22 protein-coding genes are annotated in these 25618 nt (G+C 42.5%); 2 read left to right on the plus strand and 20 right to left on the minus strand.

All coding sequences use genetic code 11. The features are described from left to right. Window positions 1-5: 5 nt before the first annotated feature. From CLV32_RS02710 to CLV32_RS02720, 3 genes are all read right to left on the minus strand, one after another. Window positions 6-446 carry a response regulator gene (locus CLV32_RS02710; protein WP_133552136.1) on the minus strand — a complete coding sequence of 147 codons (441 nt, stop codon included), beginning with the start codon at window positions 444-446 and terminating at the stop codon, window positions 6-8. 7 nt (window positions 447-453) lie between these two features. Continuing rightward, window positions 454-1710, minus strand: a complete 1257-nt coding sequence (locus tag CLV32_RS02715) for a sensor histidine kinase (RefSeq protein WP_133552137.1) — start codon at window positions 1708-1710, stop codon at window positions 454-456. Between the two features lie 204 nt (window positions 1711-1914). Further along, window positions 1915-2943 carry a hypothetical protein gene (locus CLV32_RS02720; protein ID WP_133552139.1) on the minus strand — a complete coding sequence of 343 codons (1029 nt, stop codon included), beginning with the start codon at window positions 2941-2943 and terminating at the stop codon, window positions 1915-1917. A gap of 234 nt (window positions 2944-3177) precedes the next feature. Here CLV32_RS02720 and CLV32_RS02725 point away from each other — a divergent pair, with 234 nt between their 5' ends. Then, window positions 3178-4986 (plus strand): erythromycin esterase family protein, encoded by a 1809-nt coding sequence (locus tag CLV32_RS02725; RefSeq protein WP_133552141.1) that lies wholly within the window; start codon window positions 3178-3180, stop codon window positions 4984-4986. A gap of 7 nt (window positions 4987-4993) precedes the next feature. Here the strand turns inward: CLV32_RS02725 and CLV32_RS02730 are convergent, their stop codons facing one another. The 3 genes from CLV32_RS02730 to CLV32_RS02740 are packed head-to-tail and all read right to left on the minus strand — an operon-like array spanning window position 4994 to window position 10456. Next, entirely contained in the window at window positions 4994-8305 is a 3312-nt protein-coding gene (locus CLV32_RS02730; protein ID WP_317130229.1) for an error-prone DNA polymerase, read from the minus strand. Next, window positions 8217-9722, minus strand: coding sequence for a Y-family DNA polymerase (locus CLV32_RS02735; protein ID WP_317130230.1), 1506 nt, complete (start codon window positions 9720-9722; stop codon window positions 8217-8219). The genes CLV32_RS02730 and CLV32_RS02735 overlap by 89 nt, the downstream gene beginning before the upstream one ends. 2 nt (window positions 9723-9724) lie before the next feature. Beyond that, complete coding sequence (locus CLV32_RS02740) at window positions 9725-10456, minus strand: ImuA family protein (protein WP_133552145.1); 732 nt, start codon at window positions 10454-10456, stop codon at window positions 9725-9727. A 315-nt stretch (window positions 10457-10771) separates the two neighbouring features. Here CLV32_RS02740 and CLV32_RS02745 point away from each other — a divergent pair, with 315 nt between their 5' ends. Beyond that, on the plus strand, window positions 10772-11005 hold the full coding sequence (locus tag CLV32_RS02745) for a hypothetical protein (protein WP_133552147.1): 234 nt from the start codon (window positions 10772-10774) through the stop codon (window positions 11003-11005). Between the two features lie 187 nt (window positions 11006-11192). On the opposite strand, the gene CLV32_RS02750 is transcribed toward CLV32_RS02745, so the two are convergent. From CLV32_RS02750 to CLV32_RS02815, 14 genes are all read right to left on the minus strand, one after another. After that, window positions 11193-12065 (minus strand): ChaN family lipoprotein, encoded by an 873-nt coding sequence (locus tag CLV32_RS02750; protein ID WP_133552149.1) that lies wholly within the window; start codon window positions 12063-12065, stop codon window positions 11193-11195. 83 nt (window positions 12066-12148) lie between these two features. Then, window positions 12149-12907, minus strand: coding sequence for a hypothetical protein (locus tag CLV32_RS02755; RefSeq protein WP_133552151.1), 759 nt, complete (start codon window positions 12905-12907; stop codon window positions 12149-12151). A 246-nt stretch (window positions 12908-13153) separates the two neighbouring features. Then, window positions 13154-13855, minus strand: coding sequence for a hypothetical protein (locus tag CLV32_RS02760; RefSeq protein WP_133552153.1), 702 nt, complete (start codon window positions 13853-13855; stop codon window positions 13154-13156). Window positions 13856-13943: 88 nt separating this feature from the next. After that, window positions 13944-14954: a sigma-54 interaction domain-containing protein gene (locus CLV32_RS02765; RefSeq protein WP_133552155.1), complete on the minus strand. Its 1011-nt coding sequence runs from the start codon at window positions 14952-14954 to the stop codon at window positions 13944-13946. A 166-nt stretch (window positions 14955-15120) separates the two neighbouring features. Continuing rightward, window positions 15121-15735, minus strand: coding sequence for a TMEM175 family protein (locus CLV32_RS02770; RefSeq protein WP_133552157.1), 615 nt, complete (start codon window positions 15733-15735; stop codon window positions 15121-15123). A 1-nt stretch (window position 15736) separates the two neighbouring features. After that, window positions 15737-16348, minus strand: coding sequence for an alpha/beta hydrolase (locus CLV32_RS02775; RefSeq protein ID WP_133552159.1), 612 nt, complete (start codon window positions 16346-16348; stop codon window positions 15737-15739). Window positions 16349-16371: 23 nt separating this feature from the next. Beyond that, window positions 16372-17307, minus strand: coding sequence for a ring-cleaving dioxygenase (locus tag CLV32_RS02780; protein ID WP_133552161.1), 936 nt, complete (start codon window positions 17305-17307; stop codon window positions 16372-16374). Window positions 17308-17320: 13 nt separating this feature from the next. Further along, a complete protein-coding gene (locus CLV32_RS02785) occupies window positions 17321-19606 on the minus strand; it encodes a tetratricopeptide repeat-containing sensor histidine kinase (protein WP_133552163.1) in 2286 nt (761 codons plus the stop codon). Then, a complete protein-coding gene (locus CLV32_RS02790; protein ID WP_133552165.1) occupies window positions 19599-20276 on the minus strand; it encodes a YoaK family protein in 678 nt (225 codons plus the stop codon). Before CLV32_RS02790 ends, CLV32_RS02785 begins: the two co-directional genes overlap by 8 nt. Window positions 20277-20280: 4 nt before the next feature. After that, on the minus strand, window positions 20281-20733 hold the full coding sequence (locus CLV32_RS02795) for a DoxX family protein (protein WP_133552167.1): 453 nt from the start codon (window positions 20731-20733) through the stop codon (window positions 20281-20283). A 7-nt stretch (window positions 20734-20740) separates the two neighbouring features. Then, window positions 20741-22606, minus strand: coding sequence for an amidohydrolase (locus tag CLV32_RS02800; protein ID WP_133552169.1), 1866 nt, complete (start codon window positions 22604-22606; stop codon window positions 20741-20743). Between the two features lie 28 nt (window positions 22607-22634). Next, window positions 22635-23375 carry a M17 family peptidase N-terminal domain-containing protein gene (locus tag CLV32_RS02805; RefSeq protein WP_133552171.1) on the minus strand — a complete coding sequence of 247 codons (741 nt, stop codon included), beginning with the start codon at window positions 23373-23375 and terminating at the stop codon, window positions 22635-22637. Window positions 23376-23399: 24 nt separating this feature from the next. Continuing rightward, complete coding sequence (locus CLV32_RS02810; RefSeq protein WP_133552173.1) at window positions 23400-24779, minus strand: alginate export family protein; 1380 nt, start codon at window positions 24777-24779, stop codon at window positions 23400-23402. A 36-nt stretch (window positions 24780-24815) separates the two neighbouring features. Continuing rightward, window positions 24816-25448, minus strand: a complete 633-nt coding sequence (locus tag CLV32_RS02815; RefSeq protein ID WP_133552175.1) for a hydrolase — start codon at window positions 25446-25448, stop codon at window positions 24816-24818. Between the last annotated feature and the right edge of the window lie 170 nt (window positions 25449-25618).

Genomic DNA, 25618 nt, shown 5'->3' on the forward strand with positions numbered 1-25618 from the left:
ATCAATTAATTCCCTGGTTGACTCAAAAGCATCCAGTACATCCCAATTTCCTTAATGGCATGAAAAAATTTGTCGCTATCTACCGGCTTAACAATATAGCTGTTCGCACCCAACTCATAACAGCGTTCAATGTCCGGTCCTTCGTTCGATGAAGTGAGCATAACCACGGGGATTGATTTTAGCTCAGGGTCGGCTTTTATTTTCGCCAAGACCTGAAGGCCTGAAACTTTTGGCATTTTTAAATCCAGTAATATCAATTTCGGATGGTCTTTGATATTTCTATTTTGATATATTCCGCGACAAAAGATAAAGTCCAGTGCCTCTGCACCATCGGCAAGGTGGAGTAACTTATTATTGAAACCGCTTTTTTTCAAAGCACGCATGGTTAGCATCGCATCGTCTGCACTATCTTCAACGAATAAGATTTCTATGTTATCGTAAATCATTTTTTTTTTAATTTTGTTGTGTACTGCTTGGCAGGCTGAAATAAAAACAAGTACCCTTATCTAATTCGGACTCTGCCCATACCGATCCATGGTGTCGGTCAACGATCTTTTGAACAATTGCCAGCCCTATCCCCGTTCCTTCAAACTCAGATTGTGAGTGGAGGCGCTGAAAAACTCCGAACAGCTTATCGTAGTATGCCATATCGAACCCCGCTCCTTCATCCCTTATAGAATAAACTGTTTGATTTCCATCAATATAATAATCAATCGTAATCGTTGTTTTATCTTTATATTTCGAATATTTGATTGCATTGGAAATCAAATTTATCCAGACCTGCTTGATCAAAGACTGGTCTCCTTTGGCAGGTGGAAGCGCATCAATAGTAAACTCCGGCACATTTTCACCAACTTCAAATAGTAATTCTTCGCGCACTGAGCCGACTAAAGCCATCATATCAATATCGAGAAAAGCAACCTGTTTTCTTCCCAATTTAGAGAAAGCAAGGAGATCGTCGATAAGCATCCCCATCTTCTTTGAATTATTGATAATGGATTGGAGAATCTTCAACCCGTCTTCATCAAATTTATCGGCATAATCCTCTGCAATGATTTTTGTATACCCATCAATTGCACGAATTGGTGCACGTAAGTCGTGCGACACCGAATAAGAAAAAGACTCCAATTCTTTGTTTACAGCTTCCAATTGTGCTGTACGTTGAATAACCTTCTGCTCCAGTTCATCATTTAGTTTCCGGATATTGTCCTCGGCCTTTTTCAAGCCCTTATTAGCAATGATCAACTCCTTGGCGCGCTTTTCCTTTTCTTTATTTTGGTAGGCTAATTCCTTGTTGGCAACAACCAACTCCTGTGCGCGCTTTTCTTTTTCTTCATTCTGAAAAACAAGTTCCTCATTTGCAATGATCAGCTCAGCGGCACGCAGCTCCTTCTCCTTATTTTGGAAAGCGAGTTCTTTATTTGCGACAACGAGCTCCTGAGCCCGCTTTTCTTTTTCTTCATTCTGAAAAACAAGTTCTTCATTGGCGACAATCAGTTCAGCAGCCCGGAGTTCCTTTTCCTTATTTTGAAAAGCAAGCTCTTCATTTGCGACAACGAGCTCCTGGGCCCGCTTTTCTTTTTCTTCATTCTGAAAAACAAGTTCTTTATTAGCTACAATCAATTCTGCAGCACGAAGCTCTTTTTCTTTGTTTTGAAAATCTATCGCCTTGTTTGCAATGATTAATTCATTAGAATCATCGTTCTCCATGTATTGAGGATATGTCTGCTTTAAATTGGTGAAGTATTGGATCGTCGATGGGTAGGATATTTGACTTTCCCAGAGAATTGTTTATAAAGCTAACATAATATAACTGATAATGGCCCAATTCTGCACTATTGTTTAAATTAGATTGGATGATATTAAAATTTATTCAAGTAAGAATTCCTTAGTATTATTTTTTAATTGATCTATCTACGGTCGGTTTTTGGTTTGTACACTAATCTCATCCATAATTTGATACATCTCCTGTAGGAATCGTTCTATTTGATTGCTATTTCTCAGCGTTTGTAAAACAATAACTTCCTGCTTAAAAGTACCTGATGGGGAAAAGTACATATGCACTTCTGTACCTGTGTAGATAAAATTAACCGATTTTCTCACCGTCTGAAAACCATTGAAATCCTGTAAGGCGTAAAATTTGTTCCCTAGCTTTATTAATCCTGTTCTTTTAAGCGTCTGGTCGATCGTGTTAATTTCTACCTTGGTAAAGGCTGCATTGATAAAGACCAATCCCACAATGATTAGAATTACAGTGATGAAAAATTTGGCTCCCGGACTTGTTTCGTTACCCATTGCATCAACCATTGCCATCCAAACTCCTAATGCAATGAAGAAGAGACCAAAAATGATAGCCCCAAGCCGCTTATTTTTTAAAGTATATATCCCATTTTCCGCTGTAAAGTATTTGTAGCTATCTATAAACTCAGGGGCATCAGCTGCCGGGTTATAGCTTTGGTCAAGGAAAGCATAAATAGCTGGCACGGCTTCTTCAACAAAAGCAATGGCATTTGGATCATCCGTTTTTGAGTAACCACAGCTCACAGTAGTTCCTCTGCCAAACTTGTTTTCCTTTGTAAAAACCCTATAGTTATATCCCCCACCCATGTTAGATACTGCATTGATCGTGTGGATGCGGGAGAAAGGAATAGTTTTAACCGGAAAAATGCCAAAGAGCATTTTTTTCATTGTCTGATTTGCGTTATCAAAAATGATTTGGGTATAACCATGCAACCACAATAAAACTAGTGGTGCTATAAAAACGATAATGATGCCCCAGGACAAACTCATCCCCATATTCTCATAGTATAAAAAGAGAAAAAAAATACCTGCAAAGATGAGAGATAGTACTCCGGCGAGAATAAATGATAGTCCATTGGGATAAACAATTACCCTACCTGGTTCGATAGACCATTTCGTTTTAGTGATTGACTTGATTGACATAGCGTTGCTTAAGTTTCCTGAGTAACAAATTTTAGGGTTCAAGGTTTCAGCAAACTGTTTTTACGATGCTTATGCCGAATACTCAATTCAGGGTCTTGCCGACGAACGTTTGTTTTCGCACGACTAAATTGGAGATGCTTTTCTTTGATAGCCGGGATTCTCGGCCTTGGTCGAATAGATCATGCTTTACGCTGTGACATTAACTTCATTTGTACTATAACAAAACCAATACATATGAAAAGATCTACACTTCTACTGCTCCTATTTATCATATCATCACTTGTAACTGTGCAAGCACAGGAAATTGTTAACGGGGGATTTGAACTTTTAAACAACAAAAATTTGCCCCGCACCTGGATCATAGATAACGGCGAATCTAGTTTTAACATCGGGATAGATTCCACTGTATTTTTTCAGGGCAAACATAGCCTTCGCATCGATGGCACTAAGTCGAAAACAACTAAAAAAAGACCAGCACTTGCAGCAAACACCTTTGGAGGCGCATCTTCGCAACAGTTAAAAAGTGTTGAATTAACTGCATGGATCAAGACTGCATCTACTAAAGATTCGACCATTGCCTTGTTTATTCAGGACTTAAAAGGAGATACAATCATCAGGTCATTTTTGAAGCTGAGCAGTCCTGCTAACAACAAGTGGCAAAAGGTAACGCTGCGCTTCAAGTTCGGACAGCCAGCCAGGTGGTATGGCTTCTATTACGGCATTGAAGTGAACGACAGTGCGGTTGTCTGGTGCGACGATGTATCACTTAAAGTAGATCAAACACCTGTTAAAGACCTCCAGAATCTTTACAAAGAAGCCAGTGCAACTGACATTCGATGGTTAAATAATAACCTGCATCCTATTGGTTCGGTTAAAGCTGACGATCATATACCTGAATTAGTGCCAGTAGGAAACATACTTTCGGAAGCACGGATTGTAGGAATTGGTGAACCTACCCACGGCACCAGTGAGGTAACAAATCTCAAGCTAAAACTATTCAAATACCTCGTCGAGCAAAAAGGTTTCACAACGATAGCCCTCGAAGAAAACATTCCTACGTGTATAGAAATGAACAAAATCATAAACCAGTCTGAGGTAAATATCAGAGAAAGTCTGTTAAGCATGCCTTTTTATAAATGTTGGAAAACGACCGAGATGGAAGCGCTTTTTGAGTGGCTTCGCGCTTATAACCTTGAACGTAGCAATAAAGTCAAGCTAATCGGTATTGACATGGAGGACATACAGATAAAAGGAGCAAGAAAAATGCTCAGAGATTATGGAACAGAGAAAAACCAGAAAATCGCAACACTGATTAAGCTTGTAGATGCCGATTTGGATTCACTGTTGGTATTGAATTCAAAGAGGAGTAATCCAAATAAAATACAGTTGGCGGCCAACAGCGTGGCATCCGACTTAAAACGTATGCAACAGTTGCTTGGTGATTCAGAAATACAAATCAATGATACCGATATACTGTTCGATTTAAACACTGCAGTCAGAGTTTGCCAGCAATGGTTAGAAAGTCGCTTTTTTGATGGAAAAAGGGATTTATTTATGGCAGAGAACATTTCATATTACTTAAATAGCCATCCATCGGAAAAAATAATGGTCTGGGCGCATAACTTTCACATAGCAAATTCAAGCCAGGGAGTAGAAAAAGTTATGGGTGCCTACCTGAAAGAGAACTATAAAGAAGGATATTGTCCTTTGGCAATTAGTACAGGTGCTGGAACTTATATGGCAACTCCAGATTACAGCCAAAAGCTATGGAAAACTTACGTTCTTGAGCTACCCTACCGAGGAACGTATGCCTATGTGCTCAACAAGGCTAAAGTGGATAACTATTTCCTGCCACTTACAAAAAACAAAACAAATGGAACCGGAGGTAAATGGACATTGGAACCGATGAAACACCTCGATCTGGGCTACATCTATTCGGCTAATGAGGATAACTATAAATACTATGGTACATTAAGTTCAACCTTTGACGGGATATTCTTTTTCAAAAATACAACAGCCGCTCATACGCTGATCAATAAATAAACAGTTACTACTTAAAGTTTCTTCCTTTATGAAATATTTCCTTTTGCTTAGCTACCTGTTGCTGACCTTTATTTGTTCCCCCATGAGATGGAGAAGTCGTTTCGTCGGCCCTCGAAAGTGTTAAAACCGGCTGATCATTGTTGGCAACAGAGGTAAGGCCACTTAAGAGGCTATTGAGATTAAAACAGCGTTTTACAACCACGTGGATTACTGCGCCTTCAATCTGAAGTTTCCCCTCCACCATGAATAAACGGGATTGCAGAATCTCCTTTCGGTATTTCTCGAAAGTCTGCTCCCACACTACCAGATTGGCAAAGCCGGTTTCATCTTCAATAGTGATAAACAAAACACCTTTGGCGGTACCCGGTCTTTGCCTGACAGTGATCAGGCCTGATACACGGATTGGATCTCCATTCTTTAGTTCCGGTAAACGGGAAGTTTCAGTAACATGCAGGAGTTTCAGCTTTTCCCGCACAAAACTTACAGGGTGTGCTTTTAGAGACAGTCCTGTAGCAGCATAATCCTGAACCACATGTTCGGCATCAGTCATAAATGGCAAACTTATCTGTGTTTCTTTGGCGCTCTCGGAGGGCTGCCCGGCAAACAGGCCTATAGGCTTATCACTTAAAGCAGGGATCTCCCATAAAGCCTCTCTGCGGTTAAGGTTTAGAGAACGGAAAGCATCAGCATCGCTCAGCTTTTCAATAGCTGCTTGTGGCACTCCAGCATCGCTCAACTGACTAATGCTTTGATACCCTCCCTCAGGCCTACGGGAAACCAGCAGCTCCATATCTTCCTGATTTAATCCTGACACCTGACGAAAACCCAAACGCAGGGTGCAATATGTCCCATCCTTTTCTTCGAGGGTATTATCCCATACAGAATGGTTGATGTCTACTGCACGCATCACAACACCATGTCGCTCGGCATCAATAACGATTTGTGCCGGCTGATAAAAACCCATAGGCTGGCTATTGAGTAAAGCCGCAGCAAACACATCAGGATAATGACATTTGAGCCAACAGGAAATATAAACGATGTGGGCAAAGCTGGCAGCGTGACTTTCGGGAAAACCGTAGCTTCCAAATCCTTCAAGCTGCTTGAACACGCGCTCAGCATATTCTTTTTCATAGCCTTTCTCAACCATGCCATCCACAAGTTTCTTCCGAAAGGCGCTGACCAGCCCTTTTGCTTTAAAAGTTGCCATACTCCTGCGCAGCTGATCGGCTTCTGCGGGGGTGAAATTTGCAGCAACAATAGCAATTTCCATGGCCTGCTCCTGAAAAAGAGGAACCCCTTTAGTTCTTCCCAAGATCTCTCTCAATTCTTCTTTGGGATAGATTTCAGGATCAATTCCGTCCCTCCGCCGAAGATAAGGATGCACCATATCTCCCTGAATTGGTCCCGGTCGTACAATCGCCACCTCTATCACCAAATCATAAAAACAGCGCGGCTTCAAGCGTGGGAGCATAGACATCTGGGCCCTGCTTTCGATCTGAAAGGTACCAAGGGTATCTGCACGACAAATCATGTCATATACCCTTGAATCAGCCTGTGGCACATTTTCAAGTGTTAGATCCAGCCCGTAATGTTGCTTAGCAAGATCAAATCCTTTACGGATGCAGGTAAGCATTCCCAGGGCTAGTACATCAACTTTTAAAATACCCAATGCTTCGAGGTCGTCCTTATTCCATTCCAGCTGCGTTCGGTCTTTCATCCTCGCATTCATCACCGGGCAGATATCAGACAATTTGCACTGAGTAATGACGAACCCACCGGTATGCTGACCAAGTTGGCGGGGAAACCCAATTAACTCACAAGTAAGCTCCAACACTTTCTTCAACAATGGATCATCAGGATTAAGTCCCTGGGATATGATCCGCTCGCGGTCAAAAGCCTCTTCAGAAAAATCCCATATTGCCCCTGAAAGTCGCTTAATCGTGTCTTCAGACAAACCCATTGCCTTCCCTACATCCCTGATTGCCCCTTTATGCCTTTCCTGGGTTACTGTAGCAACAATTGCAGCATGATCACGACCGTAAGTCTCATAGATCCATTGCATAATTTCTTCACGTCGTTCATGCTCAAAATCCACATCAACATCCGGCCACTCATCGCGTGCATCAGACATAAACCTGGAGAACAGCAGCCTTGAGTTTTTGGGATTTACAGGGGTAATACCCAAACAAAAGCATACCGTGCAATTGGCCGCCGAGCCGCGCCCCTGATGCAAAATCCCTAACTCCGTTGCTTTGCTGGTATAGGCATGAATACGCAAAAAATAAGGTGCCAGCTTACGCTTTTTAAAGAATCCGAGTTCAAAATCAATCTGTTTCCGCTCTTTTTCTTCAATTTCACCCTTAAACATTTTGTGTGCACCTGCCCAGGTAAGTTCGGCCAGGTGCTCATCGGCAGTCCTGCCATCAGGACTTACCCACTCCGGTTCCAGATACTTTAGGGTATCGAGAGAAAACTTACAGGCTTCCGCAATTTCCTGGGTACGCGCAATTGCTTCAGGATATTTTCTAAACAAACGTTCCAGCTCTTCTTTTGATTTCAGGTAACGCTCGGCATTTACATGCAGCCGAAATCCAGCATTGTGGATTGTGCATTTCTCCCGAACGCAAGTCTGTATATCCTGCAGCTCCCGTCGTCCTGCCTCGTGGTAATGTACATCATTTGTAGCTACAATAGGAACGCCCAAATTTGCTAAGCGATGAAAACGTTTATTATCATTTCCCCCGTAGGCACGAACTGCAGCAAGATAAAGGTTACTACCAAAAGCAGCCTGGTATGCCTTCAGGTTATTTTTAAAGTCATCATCAAAATCAAAGCGGCTATTTAACGCTGCCGGCGGAATTACGATGAACTTGATACCTTCTTTATGCCGGTAAACATCCTCCTTGTGCAGTTCACATTTGCCTTTTTCTGTACGTAGGTTGCCCAAACTTAGCAGTGCGCAGAGGCGGCCCCAGGCGGTGATATCTGTTGGATATGCCAACAGACTTGGTCCGTCCGTTAAATCGAGTCTGCATGCAGGAATAATTTCTATACCTTTTATTTTTGCTGACTGATGTGCGCGCACTACACCTGCCACACTATTCCGGTCTGTAATTGCAATCTTGGTATAACCAAGATCTGCGGCACGCTCTACCAGCTCTTCCGGGTGTGAACCTCCCCGCATAAAAGTAAAATTACTGGTAACCTGTAGTTCTGCGTAATTCATAGCGCTAAGCAAAAAAACCATGTAAATACCAGGTGGAATCTGCATCGGCATAATGCCCGGAACGGAACACCCAATACCGCCTTCCTTCTTCATCCTCTACAACATAATAATCTCTGTGCAATCCCTGGTCTTCCCACCATTCGCGCTCAATACGCTCAGCATCATCGGCTTTTCTGATCACATGGCGAGTACCCTTATAAATAAATAACATGGGTGGATTATCGGGCAACAAAGAGGTTACTTCGATTTTTTCAGGGCGGGGCAATAACAGTGATGGACGGGGCCTGTCTTTACGCCATAGCGCAGCAGGCTTTTCATTTAACGATGTGGCAAGTTTAAAGGATTGTTCGGGCCAATAACGTTCCTGGGGAAGGTAGCGGTGAATCTTATCTGCGCCTATCTTATTCGCCAGCCTGTCGAGCAGCTCGGCGAGTGCGGTATCTTCCAGTCCACAGCCTTCTGGCGACCACAGTAATTCCTGCTCAGGATCTACTTCTTCTACCTTAGCGGCTTCGAGTGTAAATAACTCAATACCCAGCCGTGGTTTGATTAATTCGATCTTTAACTCGAAGAGCTTAAATAAATGAACCATTTGATTAGAGGCAAGATTAGTGCCGATAGCAGTCTCTATTACCTCTCCATCTACACGATAGCACTTTAATGTTGCTGTGCGGACACCTTTCCCTTCAGCAGCGAGCCGCTTGCATAGACTTTCCAGTAGCGTTTTAATTGCGATCTCTATCCCTGTTCTGGTACGAATGGGCTCCATGCAGGGCAAGCGTTCTGTATAGGGTTCAACAGGCTGAAGGAGTTGCAGTACTTCTTCTTCATTCCCCAAAGCCTGATCAAGTCGCAAGATAAAATCCTGCCCAAAACGTCTGCGCAAAGCCGACCGGCCAGTACCAATAAAACTCTTTATCGTATAAAAACCTAATTTTTGTAGTCGGTCAAGAATAAGTGGATCCAGACGCAATGCCGCCGGGGGTAATGTGAGTAAAGCATCGGGATGTTCACCAGGTTCAATAATCGGCTTTATTTTTCCGTAGCGGGCAATAGCCCAGGATGCACCAACTGTATCTGTTAAAGCAGCACGCACATCGTAACCTTTGGAGATCAATCTGGTTACAATTTCTTTCAGATATCCCCGTTCACCTCCCCAAAGATGTGCACAGCCTGAAATATCCAGTACCAGGCCATTGGGCAGGTCGACAGCCACCTGGGGTGAATACCGGATGCACCATGCTCCCAATGCCTTTAATAGTTTCTCTTCCTGACCGGGAATATCAGGTATAACTTCCAGTCCGGGAACAATAGCTTTGGCATCTGCTGCGGCCATGCCTTGAACAACACCCTGACTCTCTGCCAGGCTATTTGCAGCGGTGATGACGACCTTATTGCGGATAGCTGCAACAAAAACAAAGGGTACTGTTTTTAACTCCGGGCGCCTTAGCGTTAGCCAATCCGTTGTTAAATGCCGGAACCATATAGATACAAACCGTCTGTTCATCATCGTTATCCGGCTATACGTTTCTCTTCTACCCCATCAGTAACCTGCTCATGTCTCACTATAAACCTATCATCTATCCATTCCAGCTTCCAGCTTCCAGGATTACCATTGCGTACCCTGAGCAGATTTACCTCCCATCTTGGAAAACCTACACCGGGCAGGCCATCTGCTAAAATACTGGGCAAAGGGCTGATTTGCCAGCGGGCTACGCAGGTATTGGCACCTAGTTTCCTAGGATCATGACGCAGTAGAAAGCCGGTTACCCTGCTGCTTTCAACGGCTAGCTGCAGGCGACGGGACTGGACAATACTAATTTCCTTTACTTCTGCAATTACAGCCGCCAGCCCCTCACATTTCAATGCCTGCTCCATCACCCAAAGGACTTGTTTTTCTTCTTTGGCATCGATAAAAATTACCCGGTCAGGTGCAACATTAAATGTGCTTAATGCTGGAGGAAAAAGTGTTCTGGAAACACTGATCCAGAGGCATGCGCCGCCTTGTTTCATTAATGACTGCAGTATTCCCGCCATTAACCCACCCGTAGCCGCAGCATGTTCAGGCGTGGGACAAACCATTTCATGGATAGCACCGGTTGGAAAAACACCATTGGGGAAAGCAGACTCGATTTCCCCCAGCCCTATATTTCCAACCTTCTTTGCCGAAGGTGGAGCAAAGCCCTCCCATTGCAGGATCTGCTTCTGAAGTTGTTTGACGATATCTTTCTTTGCGGCTAACATATGCTTTGGAAGTGTAAATTTATGCTAATATTTTTAGTAATCAGTATAAATAAATACACATCTTTTCCACATTTTGTTTTTCAGCTATATTTAAACGCTGGATTTTTGAATAAAAAATAATGCTGGCGACTTGAAGTTCAGCTATAGTAAAGAGCAGGTGAGCCTGTGAGTTTCAGCAGATCAAAAAAATAGCTCGAAATTTTGTGAAATCCAAGTCGATTTTGCACAAATCAATGTTAAGCTTTCATTTTTTGCAGCAAATGTGTTAACAAAATGATAACTTAACGTTACGTTAAAGTTATCTAATTTTGCAATATGCAGGTAGCAGTATACATCTTTTACGAGTTATTGATCAGACTTCAGGAATTAGATCCAGAAATTGGCGAGTATAGTTCCTATAGAAAAACAAGTTCAGGAATATCCTTACAAACAACAGCAGGACATATTGAAGTGCCGGATGATCTTATTTCAAGGCAGTTTAACAGCCCTGAATTTATCAATTCCAGTGAATTGCTTAGCGTCTTGAATACATTTAAACCGCACAGGTAATTCAAAACAACCAAATTTTGCGGGAGCCACAAATAGCGTAAATTTAACATTAGGTTCATATTAGACCACTATGTTTGTGCTGTAAAAATATTTGGTTAGTATTTTACGTTTAGGTTTAGTTGACAAAAGAAAGCCCCGATGGAGATCAGGGCTTTTTGCATAAAAAGGCAATCAGTAAAAGGACAGCTTAAAACGTTCGCTTAAGTGCCGGATTGGTAACAATAACATAATCACCTAAAACTTTATACTTATCCCAGTCGGGGTTGTTAAAATCATCTGCAGAGAAAGCAGAAATATTCGCTATTTTGATTTTAGAATTTATTTTTTGCAATTGCGCAAGGGTACCCAATCGCTCATCGCTATGGAATCGCCCGTTTAATTGCAAGACCTTATATCCTTTATTTTTCTGCAGATATTTTGCAATAGACCAAGCCATTGTAGCATCCCAAAAATTCTGAGTCTGGTAGATTTTCATGCTACCCATGCTATGCCCACCCAGGGTTTCTGTAAACTTATCATTATATCTGCCTGTAGCAGTATCTATAGGTAATGGAGGCAGGAAAGCTTTAGAAGCAGCTGGTAATTTATCCAGAGCCTGCAAGCCACCCATGGTGACCATATTACTGTAACGTACCGCAGCGTTCCCTCCAATAACAGGTAGCTTGTTTGTTTTTGCAAATTCTATAAGGGGTTTATAATCTTTATAATTGTTCCAGGCACGGGCTTCCTTAACGAAGTTTTTCTCTGATATAGCTCCGGTCAGGTATTCATCAAGTACTGGCTGTACATCGGTATGAAACATTTCGAGTGTAAGGGCAGTTTTTGGGTAACGTTGCTGTAGTTCTCTGAAAATTTTCATTTCAAGATAATGGCCGGTAGAGTCATTGTGCTCTTCACCAAAAAACAAGACATCAATATTTTTTACGTCTGCAATAATATCATCAATAGAAATGATCTTCGCCTTTTTAGTATCATAAATTTTATAATTCTGCTCCATACCTTGAGCAAACAGCAAAGCTGGAAAAGAAAGGGCAAGGGCTAAAAACAATATTTTTCTCATACTCAAAGTAAAGGATTTTTTTGCAAAAAAAATCTTGCTGACTAGCAGCAAGATCCTATAAATTAGGGATTAGCAGGCTGAGTTTATTTATTATATGCATCAACAGCATCTTCCAGATGCCTCGCACCTTGCACTCCAACTACATAACCACCGGCGGCTAAACCTGCACCAAGACCCATAAGTCCAAAACTTGCTGCAAAATTTGTGTGCCTTTCATTAATGCGTCTGCTTGGGCCGGCCCCTATAAAAGGCGGTACATCCCGGTTTTGTTTACCTTTTGCAACAAATGATATCAATCCGGCTAATATAGAGGCTCCGGCAGCTCCATATAAAATCCTGCTGGTGTTCACATTCTTTCTATAGCGCTCCAGCAGGTTCATGCTTTCTGCACGATCCGCCATATCTTGTATTAAGTTCGAGTAATTTACCTTTTTAAGATCCCCATATCCCTTATTGTAATACATACGCGCATCAGCGACTTCTGGTCGCCGACTCCTGTATCTAAATCCTCTGTCATAAATATAAGGATCGTAAGTAACCTGCCGGTAAAAATTAATTCTTCCTGTTATAATTCTTTCTGAGAACTCATTTAATCCCGGATAGTTCAGCTTTCTTGTATTTGCGAAGAAACCGTCTTCATTATTGAAGAATTTTACCTGCTCTGTCGGCACCCTTCGGGAATCTACGCGCAGTTGCAATACATTGGCGAAATCGGGCCGAAATCTGATGCTGTTGGCATAGATCAATGAATCAGAATAGAGATAAATGAAGTTGTTTTGGCGCACCTGGGCGCCAGCGCTAAGCCCATAACAGGCTATTGCGACGATGATTAATTTTTTCATACTGTTTACATTTGTGTGTAATCAATACTACAAAAATCTACAGCTAAATACCAGCATGTAAACAAGAAGATACAAAATATTAGACCCTATCTATCAGTCAACATGTACCCTATTTTCTTCGGAATTTCTTCGATCCCGGTCGAACGTGTCCGAACGAGGTACGGAGCAGGTACCCATTATATAGCGATAACCTTAATCGTTTCGAAAGGGGCCAAAATTTTTCTGATTATTTTTTTTAGGATTTTTTTATTCTTCAGAAATGCGATCGTAAAAGACAAAGTCTCCAGAGTGGAGGGTGCCAAAAACTTGTTTTTCGTATTGCTTTTTGGTGATGTAAATATAGCCTTTATAATGTGGATTTGGTTTGCCGGCTTTGAGCTTTCCATCATTACCATCAGCCTCCAGTTTTATTGTATTACTTTCATCATTAAAAACAGGGCTATACTGCAAAACCCTGTCTTTTAATTCCCACCTGTAAATAGGGTATTTGAGTTCAATAAAAGTATTTTCCCGCTTCTGAGACTTCCCGTATTTTTTGGTCATAGCAGCAATGAAGTCGTCACTTTCATCTTTGCTCATTTCTGAAACTACCGCACTGATAACCATCAACTTATTATCCATGGTGGTGACCATGTTTAACCCATAACACGACAGTCCTTCAAATTTTGCCAGAATGTGATCCGAACTATAGCTCACCTGATGGTACTGAATGTTTACAGGCTTTTCTGCTCCCCAGTCCCCATCTTCTTCAACTTCCTTGCGAATAATAATATCCTTTTTTCCATTAAACAGTGCTGAGTCGTCATAAAACTTAACCACATTAAAATTAAAATCAATGTTATCAAGCTTTAAAGGACTATCACCGATAATCTTTGGCTCCCCCTGACAGGAAGCCAATAGGATACAAGCAAAGAAAACAAGATTTTTGGTGAATTTAGAGATGCACATGCCAGTTGTATGCTTAAGGTTACAGATTTTATTATAAAAACCGCGCCATAATTACATCCTTGAAAATCTTAAAAGCAAATCTTCCAAATTACAACAGGTGTTTTTTAGAAAGACCTAGTCGTTTAATTTTAGAGTTCAGTGTGGTAGCGGGCACCCCGAGCAGTTTTGCGGCTCCATTTTTACCTGATATTTTCCCATTACACAACTTAAGTACGGCAAAAATGTGATCACGTTCATTCTCTGAGATTGTTTTTACCGCCGTAGGTTCAGCTCCATCCACCATCATGAGCTGAGCTGAGCCAGGGATGTCAATTTCCTTTAAAATATGGCCTGTAGACATGACTACTTGTCTTTCGATCAGGTGTTCCAGTTCTCTTACATTCCCCGGCCAGTGGTAATTCATCATGTCGGCTAATGCACGCTGAGAGAAACCGGAAATTTGTCTGTTGGATTTCTGGCAGAAACGTTTCAGGAAGTGATCGGCCAGTAAGGGAATATCATCCCGACGGTGTCTTAATGGCGGCAGGGAAACCGGAAATACATTAAGTCTATAAAAAAGATCCCGCCTAAATCGTCCTTCCTCAACCTCGCGCGCCAGATCCCTGTTGGTAGCTGATACAATCCTGACATCAACAGCTATCGTATTAGAGCCGCCCACACGTTCAATTTCCTTTTCCTGCAAAACCCTTAATAATTTCACCTGCAACTCCAAGGAAAGTTCTCCAATTTCATCCAAAAACAAGGTACTCTTGTGTGCGAGCTCAAATTTACCTATCCGTCTTTCCGTTGCACCTGTAAAACTTCCTTTTTCATGCCCAAATAAGACAGATTCTACGAGGTTGACTGGAATAGCTGCACAATTTACCCTGATCATTGTCTCTTCTCTCCTGCTGGAGCCACAATGAATGGCCTTTGCGATCAATTCTTTCCCTGTGCCTGTTTCGCCAAGAATCAATACCGTAGTTTCAGAATCCGCTACCCGATCCAGCAATTGAAATACACGGCGCATTGCCGTGCCATTACCAATTATTGAAGGTTGTGCAAACGATCCGTACCTTTCTAAAGTGTCGTACTGTAGTGATTCTGATTCTTCCATCATATATTTTGGTTAGTTCAACACTGAACAAATCCAAAATACATGCCATCTTGTTTAACTTACTAAAATACAGTAATTTAATCAAAAACAAAGCTTAAAGGCTCACTATATTTCGCCAATCAGCGAGTTTAGCATACGAAATACAGCCGCCAGTTTCAGAATATTACTATTAATTTTCTATTTCAAGTTTTTTAGATGAGCGCACCCAGAATCCCCAGAGCAGCAAGCAGATAATCAGCGCTGTTGTTGGAAAATAAAAGGAAAGCGCAAAGGCTGCGAGATATGCTGGTAAGCCATACAAATTGTCGTTTCTTATCTTTCTGATATCTCCGGCCCCCAGACCCGGTCTAAGTAATCCATTATCCTTACAGGCCTCATACCAAAGCCAATTATAGGCAATATTAACGAGTACAAACATTCCCGTATAAATGGATACGGCGATCTGTTCTGAAGGTGTACGGAAAAATTGCGAAAGCAAAGAACTTGGAAAGGAAACCAACGAAGCAAGAAAGAGAATCAAGCCATTTGCGAACATCAGGCCTGTATTCCTTTTATAGATTTGTTTAAAAAGCTTATGGTGGTTTACCCACATGATAAAAATGGTGAAAAATGAGATAATGAATGCTACATATCCAGGCCATTGTGCGCAGAGCGCGTGTAAAAGTGCTGCGGGATTTTTTCCTTCATTAAATTCAGGGACATGGAGTTCCAGCACTAGCAATGTGACTGCAATAGCAAATACAGCATCACTGAAAGCTTCTATTCTGGCGGTTTCCTTTTCCATGTTAGGGGAAAATAAGTTTATTAACCTGATTGATTTCAGCCTCACTAATGGTGTGTCCCATATTCTGGTAGATGATCTCTGTTACCGCAGCACCCATACTTTCATAGAGGGCGGTTGTTTCCTGTACTCTGACTACCGGAACATGGAAATCCGGATCACTGCTACCAATGAAAACAGGTGTACCATCGAAATCACCATGATAATTCCTGTGATCCAGGTGATCTCCGATCACGCCACCGGTAAAGGCCACGATGCCACCAAAACGCGTGGCGCCAGAGGCGGCAAACTCAAGTGCCAGGCATGCACCCTGCGAAAAGCCCAGCAGGTAGATCTGCGATTTTGCAAACCCCTGCTCTTCGAGCTCAGCGACCAGTGTAGACAGCTGCTTCAGCGCATTGGACAGAAAGGGTTCGTTCTCTGCCCGTGGTGCAAGGAAAGAATTTGGATACCAGGCATTTCCCTTTGCCGCTGGGGCAATTAATGCAAAATCTGACACATGAAGGCTGGGTGCCAGCGACAGGATATCCTGTGGACTGGCACCTCTTCCATGAATCATAATCAATACTTTTTCAGCTTCTTTAAGTGGTTTGCCACTCCTTACTACATGTTCCATACTGTTCTGATTTAATGTTTAGGTTAGCCTAATTTTGGTAGAATTTTTTCCAGGTCTTCTCTCAGATGTGCATGCTGATGAGGTAACATCAGGTGGGTACCCAGCTCGTTAAGTGGCTCGTCAACAGTGAAACCTGGATTATCTGTAGCAATTTCGAAGAGTACACCTCCGGGTTCACGGAAATAAAGTGAAAAGAAATAGTCGCGGTCAATCTGCGGGGTGATCTGCAGGTTTTTGCTCAGAATTTTCTCTCTCATTTCCATTTGAATCTCTTCATTTTTAACTCGGAATGCCACATGATGGTTGGTACCAGCAGCATTTCTGCCCCTTTTACCGTCGGGAAGTTCCAGGAGGTCAACAATGGCAGAATGCTCCACTGTATCTGTGATAAACCTGTAACGGTTACCTTCTTGTCCGAGTAAGCGATAACCAAAAATATCAGTCAGCACTTTAGCGGTATCATCAATCTTTTGCAAGCTCAATGTTGTACTATGGAATCCGCGCGTTGCATTTTCTTTCTTTACAGATTCAGTTTCCCATGGCTTCCTGCCATCTGCATTTTTGGGAATTATTAAGCTTAATGATAAACCATCCGGATCCTTAAAAGAAATAAAAGTTTCGCCAAATCGCTCTGAGGCAAGAGTAAAGCTGACCTTATTTTCGGTAAACCTGTTGGTCCAGAAATCAAGACTTCCTTCAGGAACAGAGTAACCTATCTCTGTAGCCATCCCAACACCTTCGGTACCCTGACCGATCCCTTCCCAGGGGAAGAACGTCAATATCGTTCCTGCAGCGCCTGTTTCATCTCCATAGTAGAGATGATATGTCCCAGGATCATCGAAGTTCACTGTTTTTTTGACCAGCCTTAGTCCGAGAACATCCGTGTAGAAGCTGAAATTCTGTTGGGCATTTCCTGCAATGGCAGTAATGTGGTGTAAACCTAAAATATTATTTTCCATATGTTTAAATTGATTAGTTTTCTATAATTTCTGCATGTGCAATGAGTTCATTATGCCGTTTGAAACGAACTTCAAGTAACAGGCCTTCGGCATTTCTCATTTTAATTTCTCCATTTAACTGCTCGCTAAGACCAGTCATTAAACTCATTCCGAGCGAGGTGCTGTTTTCGGGATCAAAGTTCTCTGGCAGGCCCACACCATTGTCGGCGATACTCAGCTCACACATATCATCTGGTACAAGCTTAAAGGCGATTGTTACCCGCCCTTTCCTATGATTTGGAAAAGCATATTTGATCGCATTGCTGATCGCTTCATTAAGGATTAAACCGAGCGGTACAGCCTGCGCCACGTCAAGCTTAATCACTTCTGTATTTACTATAAAATCGATCTGTTTGTCTGTACTGAAACATTCGCGCATATAGTCTACCAGCTCTTTGATGTACCAGTTCATATCAATCTCTGCCAGATTATCGGATTGGTAAAGTTTCTGATGAATGAGCGACATCGCGTGCATCCTATTCTGGCTATTTCTGATCGCCACCAGTGCATCTTCATTATCGAGATAAGCCGATTGCGTATTGAGGAGGCTGATCACAATTTGTAGATTGTTTTTTACCCTATGGTGAATTTCTTTAAGCAGCCATTCTTTTTCGCCCAGTAATCGCCTGAGCATGTCGTTCTGAACATTGATCTCTTCCTGCTGGGTTTTCAAAACTTTGTTACTCCTGATTTTGAGACTATAGCGGCTGGCGAGGAGAGCTATAAACAAGGCCAGAAGAACAAGGCCAAATACAAAAACATAACGCAGGGTTTCTTCCTGACTAATTTTTGTTTGCTGCAGCGCACTTTTCTGGCGAAGTAATGCGATGTCTTTATCTTTCTTTGCAGTCTCGTATTGAATTTCCAGATTTGCAATCTGTTTATTCTGTGCACCTTTTGCAACGGAATCTGTGAGTGATTTATAGAGTTTATAATGGTCTATAGCTGCCCAGGGCTTTCCAGAGGCAGAATCTGCCATAAACCAGAACCGCTGTACGTTGGCACGGGCAAGGTGATCGTTACGCTCGGAAGTGATTTTATCATATTCTTTCAGGTAATCATAAAGTTTATCGAAGTCCTTGTATTGCATCAATCGCCTGATGATCACGATATACAGATAGTTCTGATTTGGATCGTCTTTAGCTAAAGTTTCGTGAAAGTTGAGCAACTGTTTATAGTAAGGCTCAGCCTTCTGATATTCCTGGATGTTATAATAGATACTAAAGAGGATATAGGGAATACGAAGTTTTGTTTGTGTATCCTGGGGTGGGTATTTTTTAACCAGATCCTTCAATTGTGCGATGGCCTCCTGAGGTCTTTTCATCCTTACCAAGATGGTAGATATGTTGGCGACGATTGTCTGTATGTACCCACCATCGTTATATTTTACGGCTATTTGCTTGGCCTTTAACCAATAATCCAGCGCGAGCTGGTCTTTTTTGAGATTGTAATAGGTAAGTCCGAGATGGTTATAAATAGAGCTTTTCTGCAGACTGTTATCGTGTAGTTCGTCAGCCGTTTTTTCGGCCTGTAGCCCATAATACAGTGCTTTTGACAGGTCTCCCAACTGGACGTAATTGATACACATGTTATTATAAAGTCCCTGCAATTCTTTAAAACCTATAGACTTATAAATTACCAGCGCAGTGTCCATTAGTTTAAAAGCATGCTTAGAATCACCTTTTACCAGATAAAAATCACCAAGATCTTTGAGTGTATTTGCTTCTTTCATCTTATTCCCCGAAGCATGGTATTGGTTCAGTGCATTTTCACTGAGCGCAATTTTCCTTTCGAGATCCTTACCCTCATTACCGAAGAGCTGGCCTTTGGCGAAAAAGGCTTCGCCGAGCTCGTCTTTGAGCATATTTTTCTGCGCGAACTGAATCGCCTGATCGAAAATTCGATCTCCCGCGGAGCGGTCTCCACTTTCCTTGCGTATGTTGCCTTCTAAAATGATAGAGCGGGCAATGCCAGCAGGATATGTAAGCTTTTGAGCCAAAGCGGCCGCCTGTTTTCTAAAGCTCATTGCAATACTCAGATCCTGTTTAGATTCTCCCGGAAGGTTGAGGTAATAGTTCCCTATGGCAATCAGGAGATCCACCCGGCCGTTGGTGTTTCCGGTACCTTGTATACGCTTATTTGCAGCATTGAGGTCGGCCGTAGTTCTGATTTCCTGACCAGCCAATCTGCTGCTAACCAAGGTCAGCAGCAAAATAAGCATGGCACATGCAGAGCGCAAAAATGATTGAAGGTTAAACATTTTCTGCAGCAGGTTTTGTATAGTAGTAACAAATAACCATGGCCACACCAGGAAGAAGGGCGCCGGCAAGTCCGAAAAGTTTACCTACATAAGCACCCAGCAGACAGCCGATCAGGAAGCCCCCTACTGTAATTAATCCATGTTTTAAACCCGCTACGAAATCAGGATTTTGAAAACGTGCGACTATAGCGCTTCTGATATCGAGCGAAAGCTGTGTCACATTACCGGTCATCATTGTAGTTGGCCCATGGGTCTCTTTGGGGAAAATTTTACTAAATGCATTTTGAAGCCCCATTGCGAAAACAATCAGCATCACCACCAGATACATAGGCCAGGTAATTTCAGCATTGTCGAGGTAGCCCAGTGCATAGGCGAGGATACCACTCAAAATAAGGACAAGGCCTTCGCAAAAAAGTATGAAGTGTTTGTTTACAAATTTTGCGGCTATCCATCCGCCTATCATTACAGAAATCATGAACACCGGGAAAGTCAGCAACTTAATCCAGGTATCTCCTTCCCCACCTTTTATAAGTTGGTAGGCAAAGACGATAAAGTTTCCTGTAACATGAGCAGAAAATATCTTATCTGCAGCAACGAAAGTAATGGTATCGCAATAGCCCGCTATCGCAGTGAGTATAAGGGTTACGAATCCTATTTTTTTATTTTCCATCGTTTTAGTTTGGCAGGGATACTCCCGTTAAAAGATTATTTAAGATATAGTTATCCAATGCGTAAGTTCCTGGACCCACGGCCCATAAAAAAAGCATGGCAATTGTATACATATAGGGAACATCCCTTACTTCGACGTTATCGTTTTTGTGGACAACGAAATAACCAATTGCGGTAACACCTATAGATGGTAACAGTACCAACCTTGTTCCCAGTCCAAGGATAACGAGAAAGGGAACTACGGTATCTGAAAATGTTGCTACCAATCCGTTTAACTTTTCAGGCAGATGTAAGGGATTAGGCACATGCTCCCGCTGTCCATTTTCAAGTCTGAATTTCTTCATACCGTGGACACGAAAAAGTTCAATCATCAATAAAAACCTGAATATCAGAATGAAGATGTTATTTGCCTGACTTCCCAGATCGGAGTAAAGCAAAGTATGTATGATATTTTCCATAATTTTTTTAGAATGCGAAGCATGAGCAGCCCAGTGCGCCCCAGAATGCGGTATAATTGTTAATAGGTATATTACTTTGTCTTACAGCGGTATGGTTGTGTGCATGAACATCGCAACTGCCTACACAGGAGTGCACAACATTTAGTACTGCTACCGCCTGATGATTGGCTGATCCATCTGCCGAATAATATCCTTTATAGGTTTTTACCGGCGACCAATCAGGCAGTACAGGAATCTCGGGTGGTGAAAAGGGAGAAAAATCACCTTTTGCATATACTATCTTCCCTGCTACAATAGTCATAATTGACTCGACACTTTTGATGGCCTCGTCGGCAACCTCAAAATAATCTTTGTTAAGAATTGCAAGGTCTGCGAACATCCCTACAGCGATATCTCCTTTTTTCTGTTGCTCATTAGAGAACCAGGCACTTCCACGTGTATACAGTTCCAGCGCCGTTGCCCTGCTGAGCTGTGTTTGTTCATCATAAATCCTCAGTCCACCAACGGTTTTTCCAACAGACAACCAGTACATAGACACCCATGGATTATAACTACTCACACGGGTGGCGTCTGAGCCACCACCTACCGGGAGCTCCATTTCCAGCATCTTTTTTACTGGTGGCGTTTGAAGTGCTGCTTTAGCACCATAGCGTTCTGTGAAATATTCACCCTGATACGCCATTCTACTTTGGATGGCAATACCACCTCCAAGCGCCTTTACACGCTCCATATTACGTTCGTCTATTGTTTCAGCATGGTCGAAGATCCATGGGATTCCTGCAAAGGGAATATCACGGTTTACCTTTTCAAAAACATCCAGAAAGCGGCTGATACTTTCATTATAAGTAGCATGTAGTCTAAAGGGCCATCGCTTTTCAACAAGGAGCCTGACAACACGTTCCAGTTCAGCCTCCATATTTTCTGGAAGATCAGGCCTTGGCTGAAGGAAATCTTCGAAATCAGCTGCCGAGAATACGAGCATTTCCCCGGCTCCGTTGTGCCGGTACATCTCATCTCCCTGGTAAAGCTCAACGGTATTTGTCCATTGGTCAAAATCTTCAAACTCCTGTTTCGGACGTTGCGTAAACAGGTTGTAAGCGATGCGTACCGTAAGTTGCTTTTTCTCATTGAGCTCATCAACAACCTTATAGTCGTCAGGGAAGTTCTGAAAACCCCCACCTGCATCAATCACGCTGGTAATTCCGAATCTGTTAAGCTCAGTCATGAAATGTCTGGTCGAATTAACCTGATGTTCGTGGGAAAGCTTTGGACCTTTGGCTAGGGTAGCATATAAAATCATGGCATTAGGACTTGCAATGATCAGACCCGTAGGATTTCCCGAGGCATCTTTTTGGATCTGACCTCCCGGCGGCGCTGGTGTATCGCGGTTGTATCCTACAGCGCGTAAGGCTGCAGCATTCATCAATGCACGATCGTACAAGTGCAAAATGAATACCGGGGTATCTGGTGCGATGGCATTAATTTCATCTAAGCTGGGCATCCGGCGTTCGGCGAACTGAAATTCCGACCATCCCCCTACTACCCTCACCCACTGTGGCGCAGGCGTTTTATCAACCTGAACCTTTAACATGCGCAAAGCGTCAGCCAGGGAAGGCACACCATCCCAGCGCAGTTCAAGGTTGTAGTTTAAACCACCACGGATCAGGTGAATATGCGAGTCATTGATACCCGGCACCACTCTTTTTTGTTCAAGATCGATAACCTGCGTACTACTTCCTACATAGTTCATTACTTCGGCATCAGTACCGAGGGCTATAAATTGACCATCTTTAATGGCTACCGCCGAAATTTCCTTTGTATGTTTGGCAATGGTATGGATTTTACCATTGAATAAGATCATATCTGCGTACATAAGCTGTCGTTTTTTATGGATAATCCGATTAGTTTTTGATTGCTGCGATGGCATCCTGAATTCCCTGACCCGCAACTGTAAAAAATGCAGGACCTGCCAGCAGCATCACTTTAGTTACCGGTTTAAAACCAGCCATCTTTTTATCTTTAAGCCAGGTCTGTGTGCGGTAAGCGTCAAAAATCCCTTTCACCACATTCCCTGCTACAAGGGCTGTTGGAGAATCTATACCTGCGTCTTTCAAATCGCTTGCAAAAGAGAAGTTTGTTACACCGAGGCGCAGCGCTTCGCGCATGGCTACGCTACCAATTGTAGTCATCATCGCTGCATCGAAGCTATTTCTGTTGCCAAGGCCAATCAGCAGTAACGTTTTAGCACCGATAGTACCTTTTGGCGGACTGATTAATATTGTTTCGTAAGCGTGCCCAATAAACTTTCCGCTTTTACGTAATTCGGTGATCATACCTTTCATATCATGATCGAGGTGCACCATACCATTTACTGGAGCAGGTAAAGCCGGGGGAGCATTAAAAATATCTCCTTCAGTATATTCAAATACACAGGCTACCTGGAGGTCGCTCACCTGAGCAGACGGCCCTTGAACCACACCTTCTATAGCGACACCATCTATAGTGCCCCATATTTTAGCCGTTCCTGCCGGCGTAGTTGCCTGAGCATTTACATTTGTGGTGGTAAAGCATGCGAGACATACCATCAGGTATATCAGTAACTTGCTATTGTGTGTTTTCAGGTTCATCGTGTTCTTTTTCATAATTGTGTGATTAATGGTTATAGATTAAAATTTAAATACGATCCTGCCATTGATGAACAGGCCATTTTGAGATCCCGGAATAATGTCGTCGATAAAAGCTCCGGTTTTGAAATATTGTGCGCCTGCATTTAGGCTGATAAATTTGGTCCAGCCATAAATGGCGCTGGCCAGGTATGCCGTCCCTATATAACGTTTCTGGGAGGTTGCACCGCCGAGGTTAAAAGTTCCACTGGGTCTGTATACGCCATCCTGTAAAGAATAACGCCAGTTAAAGACAACATCAAATTGCAAAGTCAATTTATCAGATAACAGCAGGCTGCCATAGGGATGGATATCAATTAGGTTTACTGGGCCCACCTGGGGGCTAAAGCCAAAATATCCTCCCTTAGGATAGATAGGGTTAAAAGTATTTAGTTTACCATCGCCCTTATTTGCATCGCCAGAGATGTAATCGTTCCTAAGGTTAATTGTAGGCTTCCAGGGGCTTTGTTCAAAGGAGTAACCTAATTCAGCAGATCCTGTCCAGGCGGAGATCTTACCATCACCAAACTTCCCAAACTGGTAGGCAGCTTCCAGATTATATATAAATCCGCCGCCACTTTTCCACAATCGTGTGCCAATGGTATGGCGCAACTCTTTGTTAAACCCTTCTTCAAACTGGGAGGCATCCCTTCTGATTCCAAGATAATAAAGGTCGAGGTTACCAGACCTTTGAATTATAATTTTTGAGTAGGTACCCCAAAGGTTTACCTGATTCGAGCGCCTATTGTCAAACCGACCTGGATTTATAGTATCTGCAGCCATCACAAAAGCATCGATAAACAAACTTTTAGTTTTGTACATTACCTTAGCTCCAGTAAAGGATAACCTTACATTAGGGCCTTCACGAACAGAGATGAGTCTGCCGGAGCCATAATCAAGCTCTTGCCTACCTAGTCTGAAAAGCAAACTTTTATCGTTTTGTTTCCATGCCTTATAGTCAACGAAGAGGTTCTGAATATTGAGTTCATCCTGATCTACCGGTCTGGATCCATTTTTCCGCCCCCCCTGCAGGGCGCTCCTGATCTGGGCAAAAAATCGAATATCAGCACCTGCATGCAGATCAGCATGCAGGTCGTAACGCTGGAGCAGGAAGTTGTTGTGCCCGATTCCCAACCGGCCCCAATCTTCATTATCAAATGCCACATACTCAAGTCGGGCTTCGCCACCAAACGACAGATACGTATTTTTATGTTTTGTTATTGGGAGGTATTTAATCCTGTTATATAAAGTAGCTGCAGAATCCTTTAATCCAGCATAATCTTCATCGTACCTCATTAGCCTGAATCCTTGAGCAGAAACAGCCAAAGCACAACACAGCAGGCAGGAAAAAATCAGGAATGAACGTTTTATAAAATGCAGCATATCTTGGTGTTGAGGATTTTGTATCAGGCAGAAAGCTTAGTGGTTAAGCATTTTATGTGCATATTGAATACCCAGTCCATATCCGGCACCATATTTTTTCATCAGGGTAGTAACAGCTGCATAGGTTTCCGTTCTTGCCCAGTCGCGCTGCAATTCTAGCAGGTACTGCACTGCGGTAACAGGTTTCACACCAGCATGAACCATACGTTGTACAGCACGTTCGTGGGCTTCGTCGCTAACATCGCCACAAGCGTCAGTGATCACGAATACCTCGTATCCTTCAGTAAGTGCCGACAATGCCGGGCCAACGATACATACTCCGGTCCATAAACCTGCAAGCACCAGCTTCTGCTTTTTCGTTGCCGTGATGGCCTGGTAGGCAGGTCCGTCTTCCCAGGTGTTCATTGATGTTCTGTCGATATAGTTTGAAGTAGCCTGTGGATAAAACTCTTCTATTTCCGGAAATACCGGACCGGCGAAAGACTCTTCGGCGACAGTTGTAACAATAGTTGGCACATTAAAAATCTTTGAAGCACCCGCAACGATGGCAACATTTGTACGTAGTTCGTTAATGGATATACTTTTGGTGGCAAACGCCATTTGACCTTCAAAATCAATCAGTACTAAAGCATGGTTGTCGGGAGAAAGGAGATTTGGTGATGGTTTCATATTTTTAATAATTTAATTTACACCACTCAGCCAACAATGATACCAACCACATAATAATCTCATTTTCAATTAATTGAGATAATAAAAATATTTATAATCTGACTATATATCGTCAATTTACGAAGTCATAACGGTGTTGAGTTATAGTTAATGATTTGATTTTTGAGACA

The organism is Pedobacter duraquae, assembly GCF_004362245.1.
Classification (GTDB): domain Bacteria; phylum Bacteroidota; class Bacteroidia; order Sphingobacteriales; family Sphingobacteriaceae; genus Pedobacter; species Pedobacter duraquae.

Bases quoted from the DNA above. Each gene is read 5' to 3' on its own strand.
- CLV32_RS02710 (WP_133552136.1), bottom strand. From the start codon at position 446: ATGATTTACGATAACATAGAAATCTTATTCGTTGAAGATAGTGCAGAC.
- CLV32_RS02715 (WP_133552137.1), bottom strand. From the start codon at position 1,710: ATGGAGAACGATGATTCTAATGAATTAATCATTGCAAACAAGGCGATA.
- CLV32_RS02720 (WP_133552139.1), bottom strand. From the start codon at position 2,943: ATGTCAATCAAGTCAATCACTAAAACGAAATGGTCTATCGAACCAGGT.
- CLV32_RS02725 (WP_133552141.1), top strand. From the start codon at position 3,178: ATGAAAAGATCTACACTTCTACTGCTCCTATTTATCATATCATCACTT.
- CLV32_RS02730 (WP_317130229.1), bottom strand. From the start codon at position 8,305: ATGAAGAAGGAAGGCGGTATTGGGTGTTCCGTTCCGGGCATTATGCCG.
- CLV32_RS02735 (WP_317130230.1), bottom strand. From the start codon at position 9,722: ATGATGAACAGACGGTTTGTATCTATATGGTTCCGGCATTTAACAACG.
- CLV32_RS02740 (WP_133552145.1), bottom strand. From the start codon at position 10,456: ATGTTAGCCGCAAAGAAAGATATCGTCAAACAACTTCAGAAGCAGATC.
- CLV32_RS02745 (WP_133552147.1), top strand. From the start codon at position 10,772: ATGCAGGTAGCAGTATACATCTTTTACGAGTTATTGATCAGACTTCAG.
- CLV32_RS02750 (WP_133552149.1), bottom strand. From the start codon at position 12,065: ATGAGAAAAATATTGTTTTTAGCCCTTGCCCTTTCTTTTCCAGCTTTG.
- CLV32_RS02755 (WP_133552151.1), bottom strand. From the start codon at position 12,907: ATGAAAAAATTAATCATCGTCGCAATAGCCTGTTATGGGCTTAGCGCT.
- CLV32_RS02760 (WP_133552153.1), bottom strand. From the start codon at position 13,855: ATGTGCATCTCTAAATTCACCAAAAATCTTGTTTTCTTTGCTTGTATC.
- CLV32_RS02765 (WP_133552155.1), bottom strand. From the start codon at position 14,954: ATGATGGAAGAATCAGAATCACTACAGTACGACACTTTAGAAAGGTAC.
- CLV32_RS02770 (WP_133552157.1), bottom strand. From the start codon at position 15,735: ATGGAAAAGGAAACCGCCAGAATAGAAGCTTTCAGTGATGCTGTATTT.
- CLV32_RS02775 (WP_133552159.1), bottom strand. From the start codon at position 16,348: ATGGAACATGTAGTAAGGAGTGGCAAACCACTTAAAGAAGCTGAAAAA.
- CLV32_RS02780 (WP_133552161.1), bottom strand. From the start codon at position 17,307: ATGGAAAATAATATTTTAGGTTTACACCACATTACTGCCATTGCAGGA.
- CLV32_RS02785 (WP_133552163.1), bottom strand. From the start codon at position 19,606: ATGTTTAACCTTCAATCATTTTTGCGCTCTGCATGTGCCATGCTTATT.
- CLV32_RS02790 (WP_133552165.1), bottom strand. From the start codon at position 20,276: ATGGAAAATAAAAAAATAGGATTCGTAACCCTTATACTCACTGCGATA.
- CLV32_RS02795 (WP_133552167.1), bottom strand. From the start codon at position 20,733: ATGGAAAATATCATACATACTTTGCTTTACTCCGATCTGGGAAGTCAG.
- CLV32_RS02800 (WP_133552169.1), bottom strand. From the start codon at position 22,606: ATGTACGCAGATATGATCTTATTCAATGGTAAAATCCATACCATTGCC.
- CLV32_RS02805 (WP_133552171.1), bottom strand. From the start codon at position 23,375: ATGAAAAAGAACACGATGAACCTGAAAACACACAATAGCAAGTTACTG.
- CLV32_RS02810 (WP_133552173.1), bottom strand. From the start codon at position 24,779: ATGCTGCATTTTATAAAACGTTCATTCCTGATTTTTTCCTGCCTGCTG.
- CLV32_RS02815 (WP_133552175.1), bottom strand. From the start codon at position 25,448: ATGAAACCATCACCAAATCTCCTTTCTCCCGACAACCATGCTTTAGTA.